The organism is Methanobacteriaceae archaeon, from assembly GCA_013403005.1.
Taxonomy (GTDB): Archaea; Methanobacteriota; Methanobacteria; order Methanobacteriales; family Methanobacteriaceae; genus Methanobacterium.
The window spans coordinates 36856-61335 of sequence record JACBOA010000006.1 but is presented as its reverse complement, the minus strand read 5'-3'; the positions used below and the strand labels follow the sequence as shown (position 1 = coordinate 61335).

At 40.7% G+C, this 24480-nt stretch carries 20 protein-coding genes; 10 read left to right on the top strand and 10 right to left on the bottom strand.

Annotated features, from left to right (window positions below):
* Nucleotides 1-12 precede the first annotated feature (12 nt).
* From HVN35_05770 to HVN35_05745, 6 genes are all read left to right on the top strand, one after another.
* Nucleotides 13-1233: a bifunctional 5,6,7,8-tetrahydromethanopterin hydro-lyase/3-hexulose-6-phosphate synthase gene (locus HVN35_05770; GenBank protein NYB52045.1), complete on the top strand. Its 1221-nt coding sequence runs from the start codon at nucleotides 13-15 to the stop codon at nucleotides 1231-1233.
* A 534-nt stretch (nucleotides 1234-1767) separates the two neighbouring features.
* Nucleotides 1768-2367, top strand: coding sequence for a flavodoxin family protein (locus HVN35_05765; protein NYB52044.1), 600 nt, complete (start codon nucleotides 1768-1770; stop codon nucleotides 2365-2367).
* Between the two features lie 179 nt (nucleotides 2368-2546).
* A complete protein-coding gene (locus tag HVN35_05760; GenBank protein ID NYB52043.1) occupies nucleotides 2547-2753 on the top strand; it encodes a 4Fe-4S binding protein in 207 nt (68 codons plus the stop codon).
* On the top strand, nucleotides 2737-3315 hold the full coding sequence (hisB, locus tag HVN35_05755; protein ID NYB52042.1) for an imidazoleglycerol-phosphate dehydratase HisB: 579 nt from the start codon (nucleotides 2737-2739) through the stop codon (nucleotides 3313-3315). Before HVN35_05760 ends, hisB begins: the two co-directional genes overlap by 17 nt.
* Nucleotides 3316-3325: 10 nt before the next feature.
* The gene (locus HVN35_05750; protein ID NYB52041.1) at nucleotides 3326-3985 is read left to right on the top strand and encodes a DUF1211 domain-containing protein; all 660 of its coding nucleotides are present in this window, start codon (nucleotides 3326-3328) and stop codon (nucleotides 3983-3985) included.
* Between the two features lie 89 nt (nucleotides 3986-4074).
* Entirely contained in the window at nucleotides 4075-4560 is a 486-nt protein-coding gene (locus HVN35_05745) for a flavodoxin (protein NYB52040.1), read from the top strand.
* Nucleotides 4561-4585: 25 nt separating this feature from the next.
* Here the strand turns inward: HVN35_05745 and HVN35_05740 are convergent, their stop codons facing one another.
* The 5 genes from HVN35_05740 to cfbB all read right to left on the bottom strand — a co-directional run bounded on the left by HVN35_05740 (nucleotide 4586) and on the right by cfbB (nucleotide 12115).
* Nucleotides 4586-5782, bottom strand: a complete 1197-nt coding sequence (locus HVN35_05740; protein NYB52039.1) for an HD domain-containing protein — start codon at nucleotides 5780-5782, stop codon at nucleotides 4586-4588.
* Nucleotides 5783-6075: 293 nt separating this feature from the next.
* On the bottom strand, nucleotides 6076-7545 hold the full coding sequence (locus HVN35_05735; protein ID NYB52038.1) for a PD40 domain-containing protein: 1470 nt from the start codon (nucleotides 7543-7545) through the stop codon (nucleotides 6076-6078).
* A 424-nt stretch (nucleotides 7546-7969) separates the two neighbouring features.
* On the bottom strand, nucleotides 7970-8800 hold the full coding sequence (locus tag HVN35_05730; protein ID NYB52037.1) for a F420-dependent methylenetetrahydromethanopterin dehydrogenase: 831 nt from the start codon (nucleotides 8798-8800) through the stop codon (nucleotides 7970-7972).
* Between the two features lie 289 nt (nucleotides 8801-9089).
* Nucleotides 9090-10250: an oligosaccharide repeat unit polymerase gene (locus HVN35_05725; GenBank protein NYB52036.1), complete on the bottom strand. Its 1161-nt coding sequence runs from the start codon at nucleotides 10248-10250 to the stop codon at nucleotides 9090-9092.
* Between the two features lie 512 nt (nucleotides 10251-10762).
* Nucleotides 10763-12115 (bottom strand): Ni-sirohydrochlorin a,c-diamide synthase, encoded by a 1353-nt coding sequence (gene cfbB, locus HVN35_05720; protein NYB52035.1) that lies wholly within the window; start codon nucleotides 12113-12115, stop codon nucleotides 10763-10765.
* Between the two features lie 237 nt (nucleotides 12116-12352).
* On the opposite strand from cfbB, the gene HVN35_05715 reads away from it, so the two are divergent.
* Nucleotides 12353-13477 carry a radical SAM protein gene (locus HVN35_05715; protein ID NYB52034.1) on the top strand — a complete coding sequence of 375 codons (1125 nt, stop codon included), beginning with the start codon at nucleotides 12353-12355 and terminating at the stop codon, nucleotides 13475-13477.
* A 276-nt stretch (nucleotides 13478-13753) separates the two neighbouring features.
* Here the strand turns inward: HVN35_05715 and HVN35_05710 are convergent, their stop codons facing one another.
* The 5 genes from HVN35_05710 to HVN35_05690 form a co-directional block, all read right to left on the bottom strand.
* A complete protein-coding gene (locus tag HVN35_05710) occupies nucleotides 13754-14143 on the bottom strand; it encodes an AAA family ATPase (protein ID NYB52033.1) in 390 nt (129 codons plus the stop codon).
* A complete protein-coding gene (locus tag HVN35_05705; protein NYB52032.1) occupies nucleotides 14143-14964 on the bottom strand; it encodes a ParA family protein in 822 nt (273 codons plus the stop codon). Before HVN35_05705 ends, HVN35_05710 begins: the two co-directional genes overlap by 1 nt.
* Nucleotides 14965-15129: 165 nt before the next feature.
* Nucleotides 15130-16320, bottom strand: coding sequence for an aminopeptidase P family protein (locus tag HVN35_05700; protein NYB52031.1), 1191 nt, complete (start codon nucleotides 16318-16320; stop codon nucleotides 15130-15132).
* A 108-nt stretch (nucleotides 16321-16428) separates the two neighbouring features.
* Nucleotides 16429-18264, bottom strand: a complete 1836-nt coding sequence (locus HVN35_05695) for a threonine--tRNA ligase (protein NYB52030.1) — start codon at nucleotides 18262-18264, stop codon at nucleotides 16429-16431.
* Between the two features lie 600 nt (nucleotides 18265-18864).
* On the bottom strand, nucleotides 18865-20103 hold the full coding sequence (locus tag HVN35_05690) for an MgtC/SapB family protein (GenBank protein ID NYB52029.1): 1239 nt from the start codon (nucleotides 20101-20103) through the stop codon (nucleotides 18865-18867).
* A 217-nt stretch (nucleotides 20104-20320) separates the two neighbouring features.
* On the opposite strand from HVN35_05690, the gene ilvD reads away from it, so the two are divergent.
* From ilvD to HVN35_05675, 3 genes are all read left to right on the top strand, one after another.
* Nucleotides 20321-21976, top strand: coding sequence for a dihydroxy-acid dehydratase (gene ilvD, locus HVN35_05685; GenBank protein NYB52028.1), 1656 nt, complete (start codon nucleotides 20321-20323; stop codon nucleotides 21974-21976).
* Nucleotides 21977-22056: 80 nt separating this feature from the next.
* Nucleotides 22057-22476: a signal peptidase I gene (locus HVN35_05680; GenBank protein ID NYB52027.1), complete on the top strand. Its 420-nt coding sequence runs from the start codon at nucleotides 22057-22059 to the stop codon at nucleotides 22474-22476.
* Between the two features lie 73 nt (nucleotides 22477-22549).
* Nucleotides 22550-24244 carry an arginine--tRNA ligase gene (locus HVN35_05675; GenBank protein ID NYB52026.1) on the top strand — a complete coding sequence of 565 codons (1695 nt, stop codon included), beginning with the start codon at nucleotides 22550-22552 and terminating at the stop codon, nucleotides 24242-24244.
* The last annotated feature ends 236 nt before the right edge of the window (nucleotides 24245-24480 follow it).

The window sequence follows — 24480 nt, the reverse complement described above, 5'->3', positions numbered from 1 at the left end:
AGGATCATGTTTATGTACCTAATAGGGGAAGCCTTGATCGGAAATGGTAATGAAATAGCTCATATTGATTTGGTAATTGGAGATAAAAACGGCCCTGCCGGAACAGCCTTTGTGAATAACATGTCAAACCTTTCACTGGGCCACACACCCCTGCTTTCAGTGGTCAGACCCAACCTCATGACTAAACCCGCAACCCTCATTGTGCCCAAGGTCAGTGTACGCTGCCTGGACGATGCTAACAAGATATTCGGACCTGCACAAACCGCGGTTGGTAGAGCAGTGGCCGATGCAGTGGAAGAAGGAATTCTACCCAAGGATAATGCGGAAGACATGGTGTTAATCATCAGTGTATTCATCCACCCGGATGCAACAGATTACCGGAAAATCTACCAGTACAACTATGGAGCAACCAAACTAGCCCTAAGACGAGCTATGGAAGGATATCCTTCAGTGGATAAAGTATTAGCAGAAAAAGATAGGGGAACACATCCTATAATGGGTTTCAAAGTTACAAGGTTATGGAAACCACCCTACCTGCAGGTGGCACTTGACCTGGATAATCTGCAGGAAATGGAACGCATCATTGACAGCCTCCCTGACAGGGAAAGAATTCTCATAGAGGCTGGCACACCACTGGTTAAAAAATTCGGAGTGGGAATTGTCAGTAAAATACGGGAACTCAGGAAAGATGCATTTATCATCGCTGATCTTAAAACCTTAGATGTGGGCCGTATTGAAGTTAAAATGGCGGCTGATGAGACTGCAGATGCTGTTGCAATTTCAGGACTGGGAACACCGGAATCAATTGAAAAAGCCATCCACGAAGCCCAGAAACAGGGCATCTACTCCATATTGGATATGATGAATGTGGAGAACTTCACTGAAAAACTGGAAACTCTCAACTACAAACCAGATATTGTCCTCTTACACCGTAATGTGGACCTTGAAACCCTCAAAGCCGAACGTGGTGAATTACAGGAAGAAATGACTGAATGGGGTAACATAAGCCAGATTAAAGACATATTAGGTGAACGTGGACTGGTAGCAGTTGCCGGTGGAATTGTGCCCAAAAAAATGGATCAGGCCTTAGACAGTGGAGCAGACATCATCGTGGTGGGCCGTTACATAATCGGTTCCAGGGACGTGCGTCACGCAGCAGAGGACTTCCTGGAAAAGATGCCCCAGGATCCGGACACCATGCGACTGGCTCTGGATGAGGATGAATCCATCTAAAAGTTGAAAAATCCCTGAGAGCATTTAAGATGCTCTTATCCAACTCTTTTTTTCTTTTAAAGATTTTTTTTAAAAGAATCTTTTTGTTAACTATTTTTTTTTAAAAATGATGGATCTAAAACATTCATCGTATTTACTGGTTCTATATTTTTTCAATCGTAGTCAAATTTTTCAATCATACTCAAAGCAGATACTATTCCAATTGAATGCTAGGAATTTCAGATGTTCTTTTAGTGAAGTGTCTAAATCATCAACCTATCCTATATATTCCACCACATTCACATGGGAGGGCAGATCTTCTGCAAATTGCCTGGCTTAAGCTCTTAGCAACTCCCACCATTTATCACAGCCCCATAATCAAAATATTACACCAATATTACACCATTCATTCTTAAGAAAGATACATTTGTATGAAAAAAATGGGAGGGGGAAATTCCAGAGGGGAAATTCCATCAATTACACCAAACTTTCCAAAACCACTAAAAAAAGTTAAAAGATAATAAATTCAAATCTATTTTAAGTGAGGGGGAATTAATGGTGACAAAGAAAATTTTAGGAATATGCGGAAGCCCCAGGAAACAGGCCACAGAGTATGTCTTAACTGAAACTCTAAAGATGCTGGAAGATAAAGGATACGAGACTGAGTTTTTTACAGTTCGTGGCAAGGAAATTGGACCTTGCCGTAATTGCGATTACTGTCTTCGCAAGCAAGTGTGCCTTTTACGTGATGATATGCACCAGCTCTACCCTCTTTTAATGGAAGCAAACGGGATTATTATAGCCACCCCCATTTATAATGGCGGAGTTAGCGCCCAGATAAAGGCCGTGATGGACCGTACCCGGGCTGCAGCTGCAGTGGACATTGACTTCCTGAAGCATAAAATAGGCATGGCCATTTCTGTAGGTGGTGATCGTGCCGGAGGTCAGGAACTGGCCATTCAGCAGATAATGACATTTTACATCCTTAACGGTGCCATACCTGTAAGTGGAGGGCCCTTCGGAGCCAATCTGGGGGCTAACTTCTGGTCTAAGGACACCCTGGATGGTGTGAAGGAGGATGAAGAGGGTTTCAGGAGCCTTAAGAAAACCCTTAAAAGATTCGATGAATTCTTGTTAAAATACCAGAAGGAATAATAAAAATGTGGAATTTTATTAAGCATTACTAAGAAAAAAAGTGAGTTATAAGGTATAAGTTATAACTAATTAGGATTAAATATCTAGTCTATCACCCATCACAGGGTAAATTTGGGTTTTCGAGTTCAGTTATAATTAGAAGTTATAAATTATAAGTTATAAGTTAGAGGAGAATTGTAATGAGAATAGAAGTTGATGAGGATAAGTGCACTGGCTGTGGAATTTGCAAGGAAGAATGTCCCAAGGGTGCCAAGATCTGGGATATTAATAAGAAGGCTATGGCCACCAATCTACGTTACTGTCATGTGTGCACTATCTGTGCTTCCAAGTGTCCGGAAGAAGCCATACTTATAGTGAGGGATGCAGAAGATGAAGAGGAAGAGTAAGATAAATAGGAAGACCTCTGAAACAGAGATAGATATTGAACTGGACCTGGATGGTGCTGGAGAATATCAGGTGGAAACCGGGATCAATTTTCTAAACCACATGCTGGAATCATTGGCCAGACACAGCCTGTTTAACCTTAAAGTTGAAGCTCGTGGTGATGTAGAAATTGATGACCATCACACCGTGGAAGATGTGGGAATAGTCCTGGGTGAAGCATTAAAAGGAGCTTTAGGAGATAAAAAGGGAATTAGAAGAATGGCTCATTCACTTGTCCCCATGGACGAATCATTGGCCATGGTAGCCGTGGACTTATCAGGACGAAGCTACGCAGTTCTTGACCTACCATTTCATCAGGCCAAGGTAGGTGATCTTTCCACCGAGAATGTGGGTCACTTTTTAGAGTCACTGGCCCAGACAGGTAAGATGAACCTCCACGCCCGTTGTGAGGGGGAAAACGACCACCACCAGGTGGAAGCTGTATTCAAAGCACTGGCCCGTGCCCTGCATGACGCCACCCGCGTGGTAGGTGACCAGGTGCCCAGTACCAAGGGAGTGATTTAGGAGAACTATAATGTCTGAATATCTAGAGGGAATAAAGATACCATCCAACCGTTTGGAAGCCCTTACTGATGGAATTTTTGCCATTGCCATGACAATAGTGGTGGTGACCATTGAGATACCCATCGGACCCATCCACACCGCAGAGTTGTTCCTGCAAACCACCAGTGAGATCATCCCTAAATTAACGGTTTATTTTTTAAGTTTCCTGCTTCTGGCTGTTTTCTGGGTGGATCATCACATGTTCTATCTGGTTAAAAAAATCGATTTCACCATTCTCTGGATAAACATTTTCTGGCTCATGTTCATAGCACTTTTACCTTTATCAACATCAATTATAGCCCAATTCCCACAGCACCAAATTGCACAACTTATATTTGACTTCAACCTCCTTTTCATAGGCCTCTTTTTTTATTTAATCTGGAGGTATTCAGCAACAAGCAAGCTTATTCCCAAAGAAGTAGAACCTTACTACCCCTACATTAAAAGAAGCCTTTTAATAATGCCCATGATTATTTTGGTAGCTATTCTTTTAAGTTTTATAAGTCCCCAATGGAGTATGGTGATTCTATTTCTGATTCCATTTCTTTTCATTGCGGGTAGGAAGATATGGTCCAGAGGTGTTGTTAAAAAGAGAGAGCAAAGAATAAAAATAAAGAAATCACGAAAATAGTTTATTTTACCAATTTTCCATACAGTTTTGTGCATAAAGATTTTATAAGTAAAGATCTAATTCAATATGAAATTAGGGAGATGAAAAAAATGAAAACCTTGATTGCCTGTTATTCCTTTTCAGGGAACACCCTTACTGTAGCCCAGAAATTACAGGAAGAAATGAATGCTGATTTCACACGTGTTGAACCCGTTAAAGATAGATGGTACCTTATTAAAGCTATTCATGCTTACCTGGAGAAAAAATGGCCCATAAAGCCCTGTACAACTGATATTAGTCATTATGATTGTTTGATTGTTTGCTGTCCTGTTTGGGCTAGCCGCACCCCACCCGGAGTTAATCAGTACTTGGAAGAGGTTCAGAATGTCTCTGGTAAAAAATGCGCCGCCCTGGTAACCATGGGTGGGGATGGATCGCAGATAGCCACTACACAAATACGGGAAGCTCTGGAAGCCAAAGGAATGGAATTTACCATTAAAATGTCCATTGGAGGCAGCCCTCAAAAAAGCGGTGCATGGGAAGGTATGGTAAAAGATTTCGCCGGAAAATTAAAAAAATTAAAAAAAAATGAGTGATTGAATTTTAAAAAGTGATTGAAATCTATTTGAAATAATCGAAAATGCGGCCAAAATCTATTCCTGAAATTTTCCGGCCCTTATAATCCTGGTATATGTTTTCGGCTGCTTGTTCCAGTTCATCGGATTTTATCCCATGATCAATGGATAGCTTAGCTTCAATAAAGGCTGCCAGCCTATCCACTGCACTGAGAAGTTCACCATCCAACGGGGCAAAAACATCTTCGTTGTATTTCTGGTTCAAATCCTGGAAACTGACACCCATTTTAACTTTTTGTTCCAGGATTATTTTGTTTTCAAATTCAGACTCAGAGAAATACTTCATATCCTCATGCCAGGGGCGGGGTAGGAGGGGTAAAAGCTCTTCTTTCATTTGATAATCTTCATAATCTTTTATTATCTCCTTAAGACCCTCCACTGATCCTTTAACTGGTGAGATTATATCCTTGGTGAGGACTTCTGGCAAATCATGGAACAGACCCGCATAAAAATTGTTATAGAAACGTTTGGAACAGGCTTCGACTCCCATTTCCAAGGTGCAGAGATAGCTGGTGGCAGCTACTATGAACATGTGCCCCAGAACCGAAGTTTCTGGTATGCGTGGGATGTGAGCCCATCTTTTCTGGAAGCGGAGCTGGCCACAGAGATCTATGAATCCAAAGGACTTCTTACCCAGGAGGATCTTCTGAACCCCTATCAAGTCATAATGGTCCTCAATCTGGTTTTCAATATTTTCCTTGGTTTTATCAATACCATAGATGAATGGTGCAGTGTGATATATTATTTTAAATTCCCATTGTGTGGCCAGGTAATGGGCAGCCCTTAATATGCGCCTTTCCAGTGTGTTGGGTTGTTTTAGATAGTAGTCTTTAAAACGTTCCTGGAAACCTTCATCCAGACCTTCCATATCCTTCTCTAATTTATCAAAAACGTGTTTATTGAGTTCATTCCCCTTTTCCTTCATCATACGATGGAAAACAGGTGGTTTTATGTCGGTTAGAACAGTGCGATGCAAAAATTCGAATATTCCCCCTTCAATAAGTGCTATCCAGTCCACACTACCAGTTCCCAGCCTGTCTTCTTCAAACCGGGCAATAACATAGGCAATTACCATTTTATGAGCTTGTTTATCCAGTTCGGTGAATTCCACTGGACGGATGTGGTCATTCCAGCGTTGCATGCTGGCTGCTTTTGATAAACGTTCTATAAGGTTTTCTATCATCTGCACACCTTTGATAATAAATACTTTATTAATTTATTAATTTGTATACGATACTGCATTGGTTATAAATTCTATGCAATAAGGAAATAAGGAATTATTGTATGATTATATGATGGCATTATTGAGATTCTGCTCCATTTTCGAAATCAAAGAGAATAATCCCATAAGACTTTAAATCACGAAATAGAAAAAGTTTAGGATATAAAAGGATACAAAAATTTATTATATAACTGAATCTTAGGATTAAAAAAAAGAATAAAAAAATAATCCTTTGATGTTGTTTTACATAGGGATTATTTTTTTCTGGGAATTAACAGTGCTGCCATTGATGTTAAGAGCCCTAAAAACAGTGCTCCTAGTGGTGTTCCAGTGGTTTGCATTCCAACAGTAGTGGCTGCATTGACTAGATTAGTGTTGTTTGGTTGATTGAACTCATTAGTGTTGACTGTATTGGAATTGGATGGGTTGTTTCTCTCTGGTGTTTCTGACCTGTCAATGACACGGGGGTTATTGTACATGAAAACATCAGATGCTTGGTTAGTATCGCCAGCCACCAGAGTAGAAGCCTCTGAGTAGAAAGCAACCCAATTACCATCACCACTAACACTGGGACCGTCACTGATTCCGTTGCTTCCTGATAACGGTGTCACCTTAGAAGTAACATCCCTGACACGATCATACAAGAAAATATCAGAATGACCGTCTTCAGCATCATTAGCAACCAAATTAGAAGCCTCTGAGGAGAAGGCTACCCAATTACCATCACCACTAACACTCACATAATAGCTGTGGCCATTGCTTCCTGATAAAGGTGTCACCTTAGAAGTAACACCCGTGACACTATTATACAAGAAAATATCCCATATAGTATCTGCAGTATCACTGGCCACCAGATTAGAAGCCAATGACGTATAGGCAACCCAAACACCATCAGCACTAATACTAGGAGCCCAATTATAACCGCTGTGGCCATTGCTTCCTGATAACGGTGTCACCTTAGAAGTAACATCCCTGACACGATCATACAAGAAAATATCAGAACGACCGTCTTCAGCATCATTAGCAACCAGATTAGTAGCAAATGATACGTAGGCAACCCAATTACCATCAGCACTAATACTAGGAGCCCATCTGTCCCCATTGCTTCCTGATAACGGTGGCACTTTGGTAGTAATACCAGTGACACGATCATACAAGAAAATATCTGAATAGGAGTCGGGAGTATCACCAGCCACCAGATTAGTAGCATATGAACTATAGGCAACCCAATTACCATCACCACTCACACTTGGATAGAAGCTGTTTCCATTGCTTCCCGATAAAGGTGTCACCTTAGAAGTAACATTCCTGACACGATCATACAAGAAAACATCGGAATACAAGTCGTGATTATCACCATCCACTAGAGTATAAGCCTCCGAAATGTAAGCAACCCAATTACCATCACCACTAATACTGGGAGATCCACTGAGTCCATTGCTTCCGGAAGTTAACTTAGTAGTAACACCCGTGATGCGATTGTGCAGGAAAATATCCCTGATACCGTCGTTAGTGTCACCAGCCACCAAATTGGACGCGTCAGAATAGTAGGCAACCCAAACACCATCATCACTTACACTAGGATGGGCACTGTCTCCGTTGCTGGGAGTGTTTCCGGGTGCGTTGCTTACGATGATAGTATCACCTTCGGCTGCACTGACTGCACCTGAGAGAGCGATTGCTAGTATAAGGGTGGCTATTAGGATGATTGTCTGGTTTCTCATCTTTTCACCTCCTTTTACAGTTCTATCCCAATATTCATAGGATAAGACTTTTAAGCAGTTTTGAGGAGATGAAAAGAAATGGTTGAAAATTGTTTTATCCCCGCCCCTTCTATACCTATATCGAGAATAAACTACAGTCTGAGGATTGATTGAATGTTTGCTTTATCCAAATGATGTTATTGGTAAGGTTAATGTTATTAATAATATTAAAAAAAGTTTTGGGTCTGGTTTTTCTGAAAATAAATGGTTTATAACAATTTTTTTTGCTAAATACCGTATTTAATGTTGGAGTGAAAATTAACCATGGCAACCATTAATGTCTAGAGAAAAAATTTGCCTAAATATATCTAGAACCATATAAAAAATATCAAAAAATCCAAAAAAAGGAAGTATGTGCAGCCGAAAAGGACTGCGTTTAAATCATTTATTCTGGTTTGGAAATTAATGCGGTTTTGGATAGAGTCTGACCCTGTGCACCGTGTGGTTTACGCAGTACGGTGTCATTGGCTTTTTCTATCTCACGTGCTTCAGTTGCTAGTTTAGCAGCTGCAGAGATGAGTTCGTGTGCGGAAGCCACGATTGGCACGTATTTTTCCATTTCTTTAACCATGAAACAGCCTTTGAGGTCGATGTCCCCTACTTTGGCAGCCATTTCATAGGCAGCCATTGCTTTGGCTTTAGCGTATGGGCTGGAGAATCCTGCAGCGTCAGTTGCTTTAGCAGCGTCAATGACCACTTTAGGTAGTGTGATTTCTTTTCCAGCTTCGGCTTCTGCGATCATTCCGTCGATGGTTTCCTGCACCACCCGGTAGGCTCCGGTGGCAGCCAGTACTTTTATTACATCGGCGTTGAATGAGGCCATTTCAGTTGGGTCCAGGAATTCTCTTCGAGCTCCAATCATGGGGTCGCCCAGTACAACAATGTATCCTAATTCCTGTTCATCCATTTCTTCCCTTTTACCCATTCCTGGAGCGTCCCCAATGATCAATGCTGGGACATCCATTTCGGATAATAGTTCTCGGGCTCTGGCTGGTCCAGGAGCACCTGGGTTTGGGCTGATAAAGATTACAAAATCAGGGTCGAAGTCTGCAATTTTTGGTACGACTTCTTCGATTTGTTCTGGGTTCATCTTTGCTCCGGAACCCACGCCTCTTACATCTATGTTAGGTCTGTCAGCCCTCTCGTCTAAAACTAAATCTAGGACAGGAGAGGTACCGATGTTACCGCATTTAATAACTCCTATTTTTACAACCATATTATCACCGGTTTGCTATTTTAAAAGATCGACTTAAGTATTTTTTCATTTGATTTTTTGGGGAAGGTTTATATAGTGGATTTCAGTTGGTGGAAAAATTGATTTAAAAGATTATGGTTCGAAAAAATTAGTTACAAGTCACCAGTAATAATAAATTAAAACAACATTAATTAAGTGAGTACTAAACCTAAAGGACATGGGTTTCAAGTGTAAAAAAATTAGTGGTCAATATAAAATAATGAATAAATAAATGAAATGGTTTATTGAACCTTTAAAAGACTTTATCATCTTAAACTGCCTTTTTAGGAATTCTAATAAGCTGAATTACGTACAGGACCGTGGCAATGAATGTCAGTAGATAGAATAAGTACACTACGCTATCTGTAGGGCCTGTTTCCACCCATATCATAGTATGAGTGAGTATTATTGCATATAATGCGGTGAATGCTCCGTTAGCCTTTATTTGTGTTGCGTGTGCTATTTTTAATGCAACTCCTATTAGGAACATTTGTATGATCATGGCATAAAGTCCAAAGTCCAGTACTGCTGGTCCGAATATGGTGGATGTGATGCTGGTGGTGGGTGTGTCTCCTGTAGTGGGGTAACCCAACACCACTTGGCCCACTGTTACTCTAGGGTGTCCGGTTGTGAATGCCTGATGGAATAAATCCCCTCCTGTGGCCCCAGCCATGTGCACGATCTTATCAAAGACCATCAGAGTAAACCCTGCACGGTATGAAACAAGTTCCAGGGGATTTAAAGTCCATTGCTGCCACTGTATAGATTTCACAGCGATATATCCTGCAATAATTCCAACTAAAGCTATTATAAATAGCGAAACAAGAATGTAGCTGGTTTTAATTTTCCGGGTGTAGTAGAGGGTTATAAAACCGCTGATGAGAATGGCCATGGTTGTGGTTCGGTACCCGTTTATGGCGAACACCACCAATCCAATAATGAAAAGGACATAATTCCATCTTCTAGGATATTTGGCCAGTAAAATTGTAATTGCTGGTAAGAATAGAGGATAAGCTATTCTCCATAAGTCGGTGGTGGCCTTGAATTTTAAGTAGCCGCTTAAGATGGGTATGCCTCCTAAAAGGTACAGGTTCACAACCTGTAAAAACAAGGCTATTAACACCACTACCATTAACACCCGTTCATCAAGTAGAATTAGTATTTTATTGTACCATGGAGCAGAGTTTTCTTTAGTTACTCTGCCTCCCAAAAGAATTTGAAGTTTTTGATTATGATTGTAGATTATTTTAGGAATAAATACTCCTGCAATGAAGAAAATAGTTCCAATTAAAACGTATAAGAGGGTTAGGGATGAAATCCATTGAAGCTCTTCTAGATGTTCCTGGTAGGCAATTAATGCCAAGCTTAGGTACAGGGCAATCACCACTACCAGTATGTAAGGTGAGAATAGATCCACTTTTTCAAATTTCATAGTTGTTCTCCTAAAAATCCTCCAATTAATCAAGGACCCCGCATAAATTTTAGAAACTTAAATTAAATTTTTTGATTGTCAGTACATTTATGTTCATGAATTAATTATGTTTATGAATTAACAATTACACAATTTCTTCTTCAGTCAATTCCTTTATTGTCCATTCCTTTATACATTATGTTTATAAATTTTTTTAACTCTTGAAATGGATAGTGGATTGATTGAAACTGAAATTGGAGTTCATCCTTAAATTCTCCTTTTCATCGCCTTTGAGGTTAATTGACTTTCTTAGATAATCTCAAAATTTTTTTCTACAGTAGACCAATGAACATTCCTAACCCCTAAAAATCGCCTTTGATCTAGTCTACTGTAGAAATCCGAGTTTGATTTTCTTAGTAAAGGATCCCAATAAAGGATGAAAATTTTTCTACAGTAGAAATGATTTTGTATGGCATTAATGATTTATTACCAATTATGATTTGAATTATGTGATTTTACTAAAAATAAAGGATTTAATGATCCCCCAAAGCATTTTGAACCAACCTGCTGGCGAAACTGGGGCAAGCTGCCACATGGGTATGCACATAGCTGGCTAAAGTATTCTTACTCATAAGCCCATCCCGGGATCCAGTTACCCCCCTTCCCCGTAGAATTTCAAATGCAAATTTGGGGTTTCCACCCTCCAGATCCAGTTTGGAATAATGGAATTCATGACCATGGAAAGTCTCCCCCTCACCTATGATTAGATTGTCACAGGCTGCCCTGGCAATAACATAACTCAAGGCCTGGGGCTTTTGGGTCATGTGTGAATCATAGGGAAAAACATTGCACATCTTATGCTGGTTAATTGATCGAGTTAAATACATGAGACCACCACATTCAGCATAGATGGGCCTTTCATCCTGGTGGAAACGGTTGATGGATTTGCACATGCTCTGGTTGGCTTCCAGTTGTCTGGCAAATATTTCCGGGTATCCCCCACCAATATAGATCCCATCCACATCAGGCACCTCCTCATCATGCAGGGGGCTGAAATAAACTAGTTCCGCTTTATTGGACTCCAGTGCCTCCAGATTGTCCTGATAGTAAAAGGTGAATACTTCATCCCTGGCAATACCATATTTAAGCCTACTAGAATTTTCCTGTAGGAAGAGGGGTTCTCTTCCTTCAGGTAATTTACCAGCGCCTTTCATTATGCTGATAAGGGCATCCAGGTCAAGATTTTCCTCCATGAGCCGTCCCCAATCATCGATATTTGCCTTAATGGTTTCCCTTTCTACTGCTGGTACAAGGCCCAGATGGCGCTGTTCAACAGAAATGGCATCATCCCGGGGTATTCCCCCTATGACTTGTGTATTGGCCAGTTTTTCCACCGATTGCTTAGCCTTAAGATAGTGTTTCCTGTTTTTAACCAGATTAAGGATAACCCCTTCGATGCGTATGGAGGGATCAAGGGTTTTAAAACCGATTACCACCGCAGCTGCACTTTTAACCAGGCTGCGAGCATTAAGGATTAGAATAACTGGTGAATTAAGTGCCTTGGCAATGGAAGCTGTGTTTCCAACATCTTCAATGGGACTTATACCTTCATAAAGACCTCTCACCCCTTCTATAATTCCCATCCGGGAGTTGGATATTTTCAATCCCCTCTGGAATGCTTCCCTGATCTGGCCGTCAGTCATAAAAAAGGAATCCAGGTTTCGGCTAGTATTGCTTGTGGCCAGGGTGTGATAGGTGGGATCAATGTAATCTGGACCCACTTTGAAGGGTTGGACTTTCTGCTCCTGAGAGAGGGCTTTCATTATTCCCGTGGAGATGGTGGTCTTCCCCACTGCACTTCCGGTTCCTGCTAAAACAACACGCATATTCTATGGATTTAGAATCTATGGTTTAAAAAGATGGAGGGTAACCCTAGTTATCTTTCATGAAAAACTGCTAACTAGATAATGGAATTAGCTGTGTGAAATATGAATATTATAAAATGGCATCATTTATTCATTTAAAACTGCTTAAAGTGTTTAACTGGATAAATAAGTACAGATTGAATACTTATCACTGGCTGTCTTGAAATTTTTATTAACCATCAACAACATAAAAAAAGTTTGATGGAACTGGAGAAACTGCGCATTCTTGGTGAAGCCTCACAGTACGACCTCTGTAATTATGTGAGTCTCAATAAGGAGAATTTCACCTCTAAAAATCTCCCGGGTATTTACCAGGCTAGGACAAGTAGTGGCTGCCAGGTCCCCTTATTCAAGGTTCTCATGAGCAACCATTGTACCAATGACTGTAACTACTGTATTAACCATTGCTACAATAGTTTTCATAGAGTTGAATTCACACCGGAAGAACTGATTTCACTCTTCCTCCATTATTATCAAAATCATTTTGCTGAAGGACTGTTTTTAAGTTCGGGTATGCCCGGGGATGCGGATGTAGCCATGGAAAAAATGATTGAAGTGGCCAGGAAACTAAGATTAGAATATGAGTATCAGGGCTACATACATCTTAAGATAATCCCAGGATCTTCTTATGATATGATAAAAAGGGCTATGAGCCTTGCTGACCGGGTGAGTGTTAATATGGAATCGGCAACTTCCTCTGGATTCGGAGAACTCACCAGTACCAAGGATTACCATAACGATGTCCTGCGGAGAATGAAATGGATTGGACGACTTAAAAAACGCCACCCCCAGATGGCACCCTCCGGTCAGAGCACCCAGTTAATAGTTGGTGCAAATGAAGAAACAGACCAAGACATTTTAAAACGGGCTGAATGGCTTTGCAAACATCTTAATATAAATTTAAGTTATTTAAGTCCTTTTGAACCTTTAAAAGATACTCCTCTGAAAAATCATGACAAACCTGCAGATAATAGAACTCCTCGACTTTATCAGGCTCAGTTCCTCCTGAATTCATATGGTTTCTCACCTGATGAATTGGTATTTGATGATGATGGTTTTCTAATCCTGGAAGATGATCCTAAAATGTTATGGGCAAAATCACACCCGGATTTATTCCCAGTAGAAGTGAATGAAGCAGGTTTCAAGGAACTAATCCGTGTTCCAGGGATAGGTAAAATATCTGCCAGAAAGATCATTGAAGCACGTAGAAAAGGAATAAAATTCACCAAATATGATGACCTAAAAAAACTGGGAGTGGTGGTTAAAAGAGCAGAACCCTTTATTCAACTAGACCGTGCCCATCAAACAACTCTGCAATTTTAGAATCACAAATCTTATTTTTATGAATTAATTTAATAGTCAATCCATATTCATCTGATATTAAAGAAAAAAATAATAAAGAATTATTAAAGAAAGATGAATTTCCCTGAATCCTAAATAATTTGGTTTTACCCTTTTACAAAGTTTTTTTTAAATCAATTACTTTTTCCAAATCCAATTCCTAGGATAAATCCCTAAAAATAAATTATAAGTTATAAGTTACAACTTATAACATTGGTTATAACTTATAACTTTTCGCCTCCCATGATGTCGAATAAGCTAAAAATCTTCCTCTTCAAACATTTCCCATATCTCAGGATACTTCTGCTGAACTGCTTCTTCAATAAGGGATGATGCCTCCTTACTGATACTGAAGGCCGGTTTGGTGTTCTTCAGGAACCTTAAAACTGCGGCTGATCTTGCTGACCACAAGGATATCCGCGGGTTTTTGCGAACCTCCAAAACCACATTATCCAGGATGACCTTATAGGGATCTTCCTTGGGTTTTGATGCTGTTTTTTTAGTTTTTTGGGATTGTTTGGATGGAGCTTTCCTGGTTGGTTTTTCCTTAGTCTGTGCTTTTGCAGTGCCACCGTCAAGCTTAGGTTTCTCTTTGATAAGAGCATCCAATCCCTTACCCAGTGCACTTTCACCCTTTCGAGAAGGCATTAGTTATCCTCCATCACTGTATATTTATTCTCAGCCACCTTCTCCTGGGCAACTGAATCTTTTAATTCCAGTATTTCCAGAGCAAGATCCCGATATGCTTCACTACCAATGCATTCCTCATCATAGATAATGCAGGGTTTACCATGACTGGGGGCCTCAGCCAGTTTAACATTACGGGGAATGGTGGTTTTGAAAATGTGTTCAGTTTCACCAAAGTATTGCCTAACATTGTGCAGCACATCCCGACCCAGACGAGTTCTGGAATCGTATAAGGTGATTAATATCCCCTTTATTGGTGATGGGCTGTTTAAACGACTTTCAACGAGATTCATAGCATCCAGTAAATCAGCCATTCCTTCCAGGGCATAAAATTCTGCCTGAATGGGTATTATGACACTGTCTGCTGCCACCAGGGAGTTGATGGTTAAAATACCCAGAGATGGGGGCACATCCACCAGGATGTAATCGTAGCTTTCTGCAATTCCATCCATAGCCTCCTTCAGTATAAATGGGAATCCTATGTCTTTACTGAGCTCTATTTCAGCCCCACTGAGTGAAATATGGCTGGGTACCAGATCCAGACCCTTGATATCAGTGGAGACAACTGAATCATCCAGTGTTTCCTGCCCGGTTAGTACCCGGTATATGGAGTTTTCTTCGTTTTTTTCAACTCCAAATGCTGTGGTGGCATTAGCCTGTGGGTCCATGTCAATAACCAGAACTTTTTCCCCTAAAAGGGCTAGTGCTGCTGAAAGGTTGACTGCAGTGGTAGTTTTACCACAACCTCCCTTCTGATTCAATATTGCAATTATTTCCGCCATAATGGTTCTCCTAAATTTTTTTTGAAGATTTTTTTTGAGAGTTTTCTTATAAATTATAAGTTATAAGTATAAGTTATAAGTTATAATATTTATAGTTTAGCCAATTTTGTCCCGGTAAAAGTGTTTTAGAATATAGAAATTAATGAAAATTAAAAATAAGTATCATCAAAATACTGGGATTAAACCTGGATTATTCCCGGTGATGCATTGCCCTCCCTGAGGAGTTACAATGAAGGTGTTTTCTATTCCCACCATTCCAATTCCTTTAATTCCTTTTTTGGGTTCGACTGCAAATACCATCCCCTCCTGGAGTGGTTCATCAAACCTTTCTGCAATCACCGGAAGTTCATCTATTTGTAAACCAATTCCATGTCCCAGGAATTTTACGGTGCGATCTTCAAAACCCATGAAATTTTGGAGGAAATCATCGTCAAGGCTATTCATTATAGATGAGTAGATTTCGGAGGGTATATTGCCAGGTTTTAACATTGCTGCTATCTCGTTTTGTATTTCCACACATTTTTGATGGGTGTAAATAGCATGCTCAGGGAGTGGACTTTTAAACATGTAGGTCATGGTTTTATCGGTATGGTAACCGTCCACCCCACAGCCTATGTCAATGAACACCAAGTCTCCTTTTTTAAGTTTCCTGTGCCTGCTTCCCAGCACAGGTGCTGCAGGGCTTAAACCGCGATTTCCACTGGCACCATCGAAATAAGTTGGATATAGGGAATTTTCTCCAAAGCCAACGTGTCCCACCACTATTTCAGTGTCAAACATTCCAAAACGGGTTAAACCATGATGACCCTCCTCAATTAAGACTTGAAAAAGTTTTGCTGACAGATCTGCTTCACTGATCCCTTCACAGAGTAGAGCGGGTGCTACGTCCTCCAAAACATGCTGATGAATCCTGCCTGATTCACGAAGTTTAGAAAGCTCGTATCTACTTTTAACTGCCCTTAAAGCTGAAATGTATGAGTCAACGGGTTTGAAATTTTTGAAAGGGAAGTGTTTATGAAACCTTTGATACAAAGCCAGTGGCAACACTTCTGTTTCAAGATAAACTGTATCCGGACAATTATCCATGCTCTGGGCAGCATCCCTGAAGCTATTCATTGGCCTGATATCAGGAAAAAAAGATTCATCCACAGCCCTCGGGTAGCTCCGCCTCACCCAGAATGTGGCATCCTTATCCCGTGGAATTAACAGCATCCCATCCTGCATGGTCCCGGTGAAATAAAAAAGGTTAATGTTGCTGAAGACAACTGCCATGTCCCATTCAGGATTAGATGATGACATTAAATCCTTAAAACGAGCCATCCTATTTTTAATCTCAGAAAATGGGGTTTTTTCCATATTTTTAACCTCAGTTTCTTTTTTTATCCACATAAATAAATAATAAGTTGAATGCAGGTAATGGATAAAAAAAACAGGAAATGTTTAATTAAATTGGTTCAGTTATCTTCAAAATGCAACTCTTTTAGATAGTTTCAGAGGTAAAGGCAGGGGTCTGAAGGGCATTCCTTTAGTTTCGAGTTTTATAACATCTATGAGTTCCTGCACGCCCATGGAAACTTTTTGACCTGTTTCACGCACAGAGACTGTGAGTTCAGAGCCTTCCATTTCACGATCTCCAATTACAACTACAAAGGAAGCCCATTCTCCTCCAGCATTTCGTATTTTCTTACCAACTGTCTCCGGCCGGTCATCCACATCCACCCGGATATGAGCATCCCGGAGTAGGTGTGCCAGATTCAGGGCAAATTCCAGGTGCCTTTCAGCAATGGGTATAACCCGTACCTGAATGGGTGCCAGCCAGACTGGTAACATGGGTGGTTTTTCATCCATATCCATGGCAGATTTTTCCAGTAAACTGCAAATAACCCTTTCAATACTACCTGTAGGGCTGCAGTGTAATATTATGGGGTAATGTTCCTTTTCATCCGGGTCAATGTAGGTTATGCCGAATCTCTCCCCACTTTCCACATCTATCTGGATGGTTGGATTCTCTATTGGTCTTCCCAGATAATCTATGGCTGCGAAATCCATTTTACATATCCAGTAATGTTTACGTTCCGGGAGTATCTCCATGAGGACTGGTTTTCCAATCATGGCTGCGGCACGGTTTATCCATTCCCGGTTCTCTTCCATGAAGTCGGAGGTGGCCCTGAATATTACCTCATAGTTTACATCCAGGTCTTCTCCAGTCTTTTTGCACATTTCTATCTGACCTTCAAACTCTTGCAGGGATTGGTCAATATCAGCGCAAACTGTGTGCAGGTCAGGCATGGTAAATCCTCGCAGCCTTTTAAGACCAACAACTTCTCCTTTCTTCTCTAATCTGAAACTGTAGGTTGAAAGTTCGTATATGCCGACTGGTAGGTTTTTCCAGGTTAAAAATGAGTCTGAAAGCACCCTGAATGCTCCAAAGCAACAGGCGTATCTGAGCATGAGGTCTTTTTTACCTCCGCCCATGCGGTACTGGCGTTCTCCGAATTTCTCAGCATGTACCCGTATGGCATCATCTGCCAAGTCATACATGATAGGGGTTTCCACTGGCATGGCCCCCTGATCAGTGACCAGGGTGTAAACATAATCAGCCAGCAAATCACGGATTAATCGTCCTTTGGGATACCATCGAAGGTGTCCCACATCAGCAGAGGGTTCATAATCTGCCAGTTTCTTCTCTCTCATGAGTTTCACATGAGGAGGTTCTTCCCCAGTTGATTCACCACATCCCAGCTCATAATCCACCAGTTTTCTTAGATCCTCATTATCAAAAGTGAATTTATCTATATCTAAAAGTTCTCCATCTTTTAGGATATAAAATTCTGATTCTTCTTCTGAAACTTCCTCCAAATCTTTTTCTTCAGCGGGTTCTGGAGATATGCTACGGGACAGTTCTGATAAAGGATGTCCCTTGCAGGATACTTCAAAGGATTTATACCATCCAAAGGGCACCCTACTAACATTTAAATCTTCCATAGCCAATTTAGATTCCATTTTGGCTAGAATCTCCTTTGCAGAGTCAGGTGAACCTAAAGATGAGCTTAAATGAGCGTATGGATAAATTACAATGTTATCTGCCTTAACCTGGGCTGAAACATCCTTTATTTCCTTTACAGCGTTTTCAACCACTGCATCTGGATTTGATTCATCGGCCTGTTCCACTGCAGTGAAAACCACCAAGGCATTTTCAAATTCGCCTTTCTTCTTCTCGTCGCTAATATCCTCTGCGATTCTTGTTTTGGATTTGGTCTGGTATTTCAAATGATCAGAATGAATTAAAAGTATGCGCATGCTATCACCATTTATAATTGAAACTTTGAAACTTCAGTGAATTCTTCAAATGATTATATCTTCAAATGATTATTACTACATCTAGTCATGCTAGTGTTTGTAGTCAGACTAGTGGACTTAAAATAAAATTCTGTCTTGATGTTATTTATAAGCTATTTCTTTTAAAAGGCTTGGCACCATATCAATTACCATATCAATCCAAGACCCCATCCTTATTAGTTGAAGTGGTTAGTAAAGAAAGAATCGCTAGAGAATTGATAAAAGAGGTTAATACCGGGATAAATTCGCAATACTATAACTTAAGTTTCACTAAATTCATAAATGTCTTAAATTCCATTTTATTCCAGAACTTATTTCTGATTACCTGCTTTGTAGATGGAAATTCAAGCATTGCGGTGAATTTTCTTAAACTGATCTAAACTCTTGTCTTTGGCACTCTAAGGAGAACATTCTACATTCTAATCTCATACAACATTATTGTGCTGAAATTGGACAAAAAATATTTGGATTATGTGGATTATGAATATGCGATGTAGAAGGTGTGCATGATGCTGAATCTGACTTTAAAACACCGATAATTCGATGCAAAAGATAATCCTGTTATAAAAATATGATGGCGACTACCCCTACCATTATAAGGATTAAAAAAATCAACCCCACATTTCGTGCGAATTTTCTGCTTCCTAAAAAGAGGGCTATGAAAAACTTAAAAACAGTGTTAGACATGGCAGCCAGAGTAATGGCAGTCACTGCTGTGTTGTTTGTAATGGTTTCAGGAGCGAGTAAGGCCATGCTGATGGTAATAGCATCCACATCAGCCACTCCAGAAATTATACTGGCAATGTATACACCGCTACTTCCCAGATAGATGTTAGCTACCTTCGATAAGAAGAGAACTCCCAGGAAAAGGGCTCCGAATATCAGGGCAGGTTTCAAAGAGAAGGGGTTGTCCAGTTTGATTTTGGAATCCATGTGCTTAACATCAGCACGTTTCCAAATGATAATTCCCAGCATTATTCCCAGAATGCCCATCAAGAGCATTGGGGCAGATAATTCAACTAAAAGGGAGGGGTTGATAACTGAAACCTCAAAGAGCATTCTAAGAAACATCATAGAACTGGCAACCACCGCAGCGAATACTGCGGCCTTCATCAAGAGTTCAGATTCTTTCACTCTTGCAGCCATAGATGTTACTACTGCTGTACTTGACACCAAACCCCCTATGATTCCAGTTGCTCCTAAACCCTTCTCAGGACCTATAAACTTCATGAGTATGTAACCGGTGAAACTTATGGCGGAAATGAAAACCACCATCAACCATATCTGGTAGGGATTAAATACTTCCAGAGGCCCTATAACTTCATTGGGAAGTAGAGGTAATATTACAAAGGCTATTATGAGAAATTTAAGGGTGTTAATAAGCTCTTTTTCACTTATACGATGGGCGAATTTGTGTAGTTGTGGTTTGAATGCCAGTAAAGCAGTGATAATAATGGCAAAAATGGGAGCTATTTGAAGACCTTCATCTGTGAAACAGATAACACCCAATCCAAAGGTTAATAATGCAACTACCTCGGTGGTTATACCCACATCCCCATCTTTACGAGTTGTCACCAAGTAACTCAAACCCACCAGAACCACCAACCCGGCAAAGGCCACTATCCAGAAATAGGGGAAAAATTGGGAAACATAAGCCGAAATTGTGCCCAATATGGCTATAAAAATGAAGGTTCTCATGCCGGCAAATTCAGCGCCTTCCTGTTTTCTTTCCCTTTCAATCCCAATTAAAGCCCCCAGTGCCAGGGAGATTAGAAACTTCAATAGAAAAAGACTGTCCATGTTCTTATTATTTATGTCTGATAGTATATGAAAATTTTCATGATTTACATGTATTAATGGAAATTTTTGTTTATAAAAAACTTGATAACCATCCCCCCAGTTTTTGACGTTGCCCCGAAAAAAGAGATAGCATTTAAAAGATGTGAGAACATACCATTATACTAATATCATTTTCAGTTATGTTTAAAACTCTTATTTTAAAATCACAGGTGATGAGATGAGAAGTGATAAAATCAAAAAAGGGATGCAAAGAGCCCCTCATCGTTCCCTTCTAAGGGCTTGCGGTGTGACCGATGCTGAAATGGGAAGGCCATTTATAGGGGTGGCCAACAGCTTTACAGACATAGTACCCGGACATATTCATTTGAAACAGATTGCAGAGGCCGTTAAACTGGGGATAAGTCAGGCAGGAGGTGTTCCTTTCGAGTTCAATACCATGGCTATCTGCGATGGAATTGCCATGAATCATGAGGGAATGCGTTATTCATTGGCCAGCCGTGAACTGGTAGCGGACACTGTAGAGAGCATGGTACAGGCCCACAGCCTGGATGCACTGGTACTCATACCCACTTGTGATAAAATCGTGCCTGGGATGCTGATGGCAGCTGCCAGACTGGACATACCATCCATTATGGTAACTGGTGGACCAATGCTTCCCGGAGAGTACAAGGGCGAGGCAGTTGATCTTATAAATGTTTTCGAAGCAGTGGGGAAAGTTTCTGCTGGTAAGATGAGTGAAGAAGAATTAGGTGAGCTGGAACGCTGCGCCTGCCCTGGTGCAGGATCATGTGCCGGACTTTTCACTGCCAACAGTATGGCCTGCTTAACTGAGGCCATGGGGATGAGCCTACCCTACTGTGCTACCACCCATGCTGTGGACTCCAAAAAAATACATTTAGCCCGGGAATCCGGTGGTAAAATTATGGAACTGTTGGAGAAAGATATCACTCCCTCCATGATTATGACCCAGGAAGCCTTCTCTAATGCCGTGGTGGTGGATCTGGCACTGGGAGGATCCACCAACACTGCACTGCACTTGCCAGCCATTGCCCACGAACTTAAAGATAAAGGAGTTGAAGTTAGCCTGGACCTTTTTGACAAGTTGAGCAAGGAAATACCCCACCTTGCCTCTATCAGTCCTTCAGGAAAACATTCCATGCTTGATCTGGACAATGCTGGAGGAATTCCTGCGGTTTTGAAGGTTTTGGGAGATAAGATCATGGGAGACGCCCTGACCTGTACGGGTAACACTCTACAGGAGAACATAGCCTCATCCCCTGTAAGGGACAGTACAGTTATAAGGCCCCTGAACAATCCCGTTCACCAGGAAGGTGGAATAGCAATCCTGAAGGGTAGTTTAGCTCCTGATGGTTCTGTGGTGAAACAGGCTGCAGTTAAGGAAGATATTTTAACCCATGAAGGCCCAGCCAAAGTCTTCAACAGTGAAGAAGAATGTGTTGAAGCCATCTTCCAGGGTAAAATCCAGGAAGGGGATGTGCTGGTTATCCGTTACGAAGGTCCCCGGGGAGGTCCGGGTATGAGAGAAATGCTGAATCCCACCTCAGCCATATCTGGAATAGGTCTTGAATCAGTAGCCCTGATAACCGATGGAAGATTCTCTGGAGGTACCAGAGGCCCCTGCATAGGACATGTTTCTCCAGAAGCCATGGCTAACGGACCCATAGCTGTTGTAAATGATGGGGATATAATAAAGATCGATATTCCTCAAAGGAAATTAGAATTGCTGGTGGAAACAGATGAAATTGAAAGAAGGCTCCGAAATGTCAAGCACCCTGAAAAGCATCTTAAAGGTTGGCTGGCTCGATACAGTAAACTAGCAACCTCTGCAGACCAGGGAGCTGTTCTAAAATAGGTGGTTTAATGGGTAAGAGTCCGAAAAAAAGGAAAAAAACTAAAACTACTACTCCGCCGGTTGAGGAAAAAGAATCAGGAATGGGCCGGGAAATAATCAGTTATGTGATTATAATACTGGTGGGGATTGTGCTGGCCCAGCATTTGAATGTAGTAGTGTCCGGAAGCATGGAACCCGTCTTCTACCGGGGCGATGTGGTGGTAATTGAGAAAAGTAACTTCCTTGGCATTCAGGAGATAAACCCATCCAACCTTAAAGTGGGAGACATTATAATTTACCAAGCTAATTGGTTTCCAGAGCCAGTTATACACCGCATAATTAGTATTCAGAAAGGATCAGATGGGAAAACATATTATGTGACCAAAGGAGATAACAATCCCCGTCCGGATCCCAGCCTGGTTTCAGCAGAACAGGTTCAGGCCAAAGTAATTAGTCTGGGGAATCAACCTCTGGTGATACCAAAAATTGGATTTATCACCCTCTGGATTCGTGGACTATAATCCACGGAATTTTCTTATTTTAAGTTTCAATATACTACATTATCACTACACTCAAGTTCATAAAGGTGAATTCATGTACAGAATACTGGAAAAAGTCGCAGCAGAATCAACCGAAAAGGCCATTAAATCATTGGGATGGGGTGAAGTAAAGGAAATTAAATTTGAAGAACCTCCGAATCCTAAAATGGGAGATCTGGCCACTTCCATTGCATTCCAACTTGCAGGTCAGGTGAAAAAATCACCTGTAGAGATTTCAAATAGGATCAAAGAAGTTATAGAAATCACAGCACCCTTTGAGAGAGTGCAATCCACTGGCCCCTACCTGAATTTTTTCCTGGATTATGAAAAATTTTCTAAAATGGTTCTGGAGATGGTGGGGGAAGATTACGGTTGTTTGGATAAGAAAAAGGAGAGAGTAATATTAGAACATACCTCTGCCAATCCCAACGGCCCATTACATATCGGCCATATTCGAAACGCCATCATAGGAGACTCCCTGGCACGTGTTCTCAGAGCAGCAGGTTTTCAGGTAGAAACTCAGTATTATGTTAATGACATGGGCCGGCAGATTGCCATGATAGTATGGGGACTGGAAAACCTGGACTACCAGATGAACCCCCATGAAAAGCCAGATGTTGAGATTGGAAAACTTTATTTCCAGGTTAACCAGAAGTTGAAGGAAAATCCAGAAATAAAGGATGAAGTAAGCTCTATTCTCAAAAATTATGAAGAAGAAAACCAGGCTGATTTGGAAGCAAAGTTTAAGGGAGTGGTTGGAAAATGCTTGGAAGGAGTGGAGGATACATCTAACCGCCTGCACATCACCCACGACCGTTTTGTATGGGAAAGTCAATTTGTGAGGGATGGAACAGTTGAGAAAATCCTGGAATCCCTTAAGGATTACACCACCCAGAATGATGTTCTTTACCTTGATTTGACCGATTATGGTATTGAAAAAGAACTGATTTTAACCCGTTCCGACGGGACATCCCTCTACACCACCCGGGACCTGGCCTACCACATGCAAAAATCTGAAGAATCCGATCTGGTGGTTGATGTTCTGGGTTCTGACCATAAACTGGCCATTGACCAGCTGAAAATCGCCCTGGATCTATTAGGGGAGAAAAGTCCTGAAGTTATCTTCTACGAATTCATCACCCTACCGGAGGGATCCATGTCCACCCGAAGAGGAGTGTTCATCAGTGTGGATCAGTTAATGGATGAAGCCTTCCACAGAGCATTGAAAGAATTGGATACAAGAAGGCCTGAATTAAGCCCATCAGAGAAAAAAAAGATCGCTGAAATGATTGGTATAGGTGCTATACGTTATTTCATCGCACGCCTTTCCCCAGAAAAGCATTTGGTTTTCAAATGGGATGAAGCACTTAGTTTTGAAAGAGGATGCGCTTCAATACAATATGCTCATGCACGAGCATGTAAATTGCTGGAAAAAACTGGTGCAAAGGATTTGTCACAAGTAAATATCGATGATTTGAACTTTCAGGATATGGATACACTTGAAGTTGAGCTCTTGAAAACCATTGCCCGATTCAGTATGGTCATTGAAAACTCAGCACATGATTTGAGGGTTCATCCGGTGGCCCAGTATGCCCTTGAATTAGCTGGAGCATTTAACAAGTTCTATAAATCTGTACCAGTTATTGGATCCGATAAAGAACTTTTAAGGCTTATTTTAGTAGATAAATCCAGGATTACAATTAGAAATTGTCTGGACCTTCTGGGAATTGAGGCACCAGTTTCCATGTAGGATCTGAAATAATGTAACAGTTTCCGTAAGATTAATCAATCAAGACAACAAATCAATTTTTTAGATACCGATTAGTAATAAAAAAATAATAATGTTTTATGAATTTGAGAATATTAAAGATTTATCAAGCAATATTAACATAATGAATATTAGCAGAAATGGGTTTATTATCCATTTGGTGCTTAAATATAAAGTAATTGATAATTAAATAAAATATTTCACAGAAAAACAGTTTT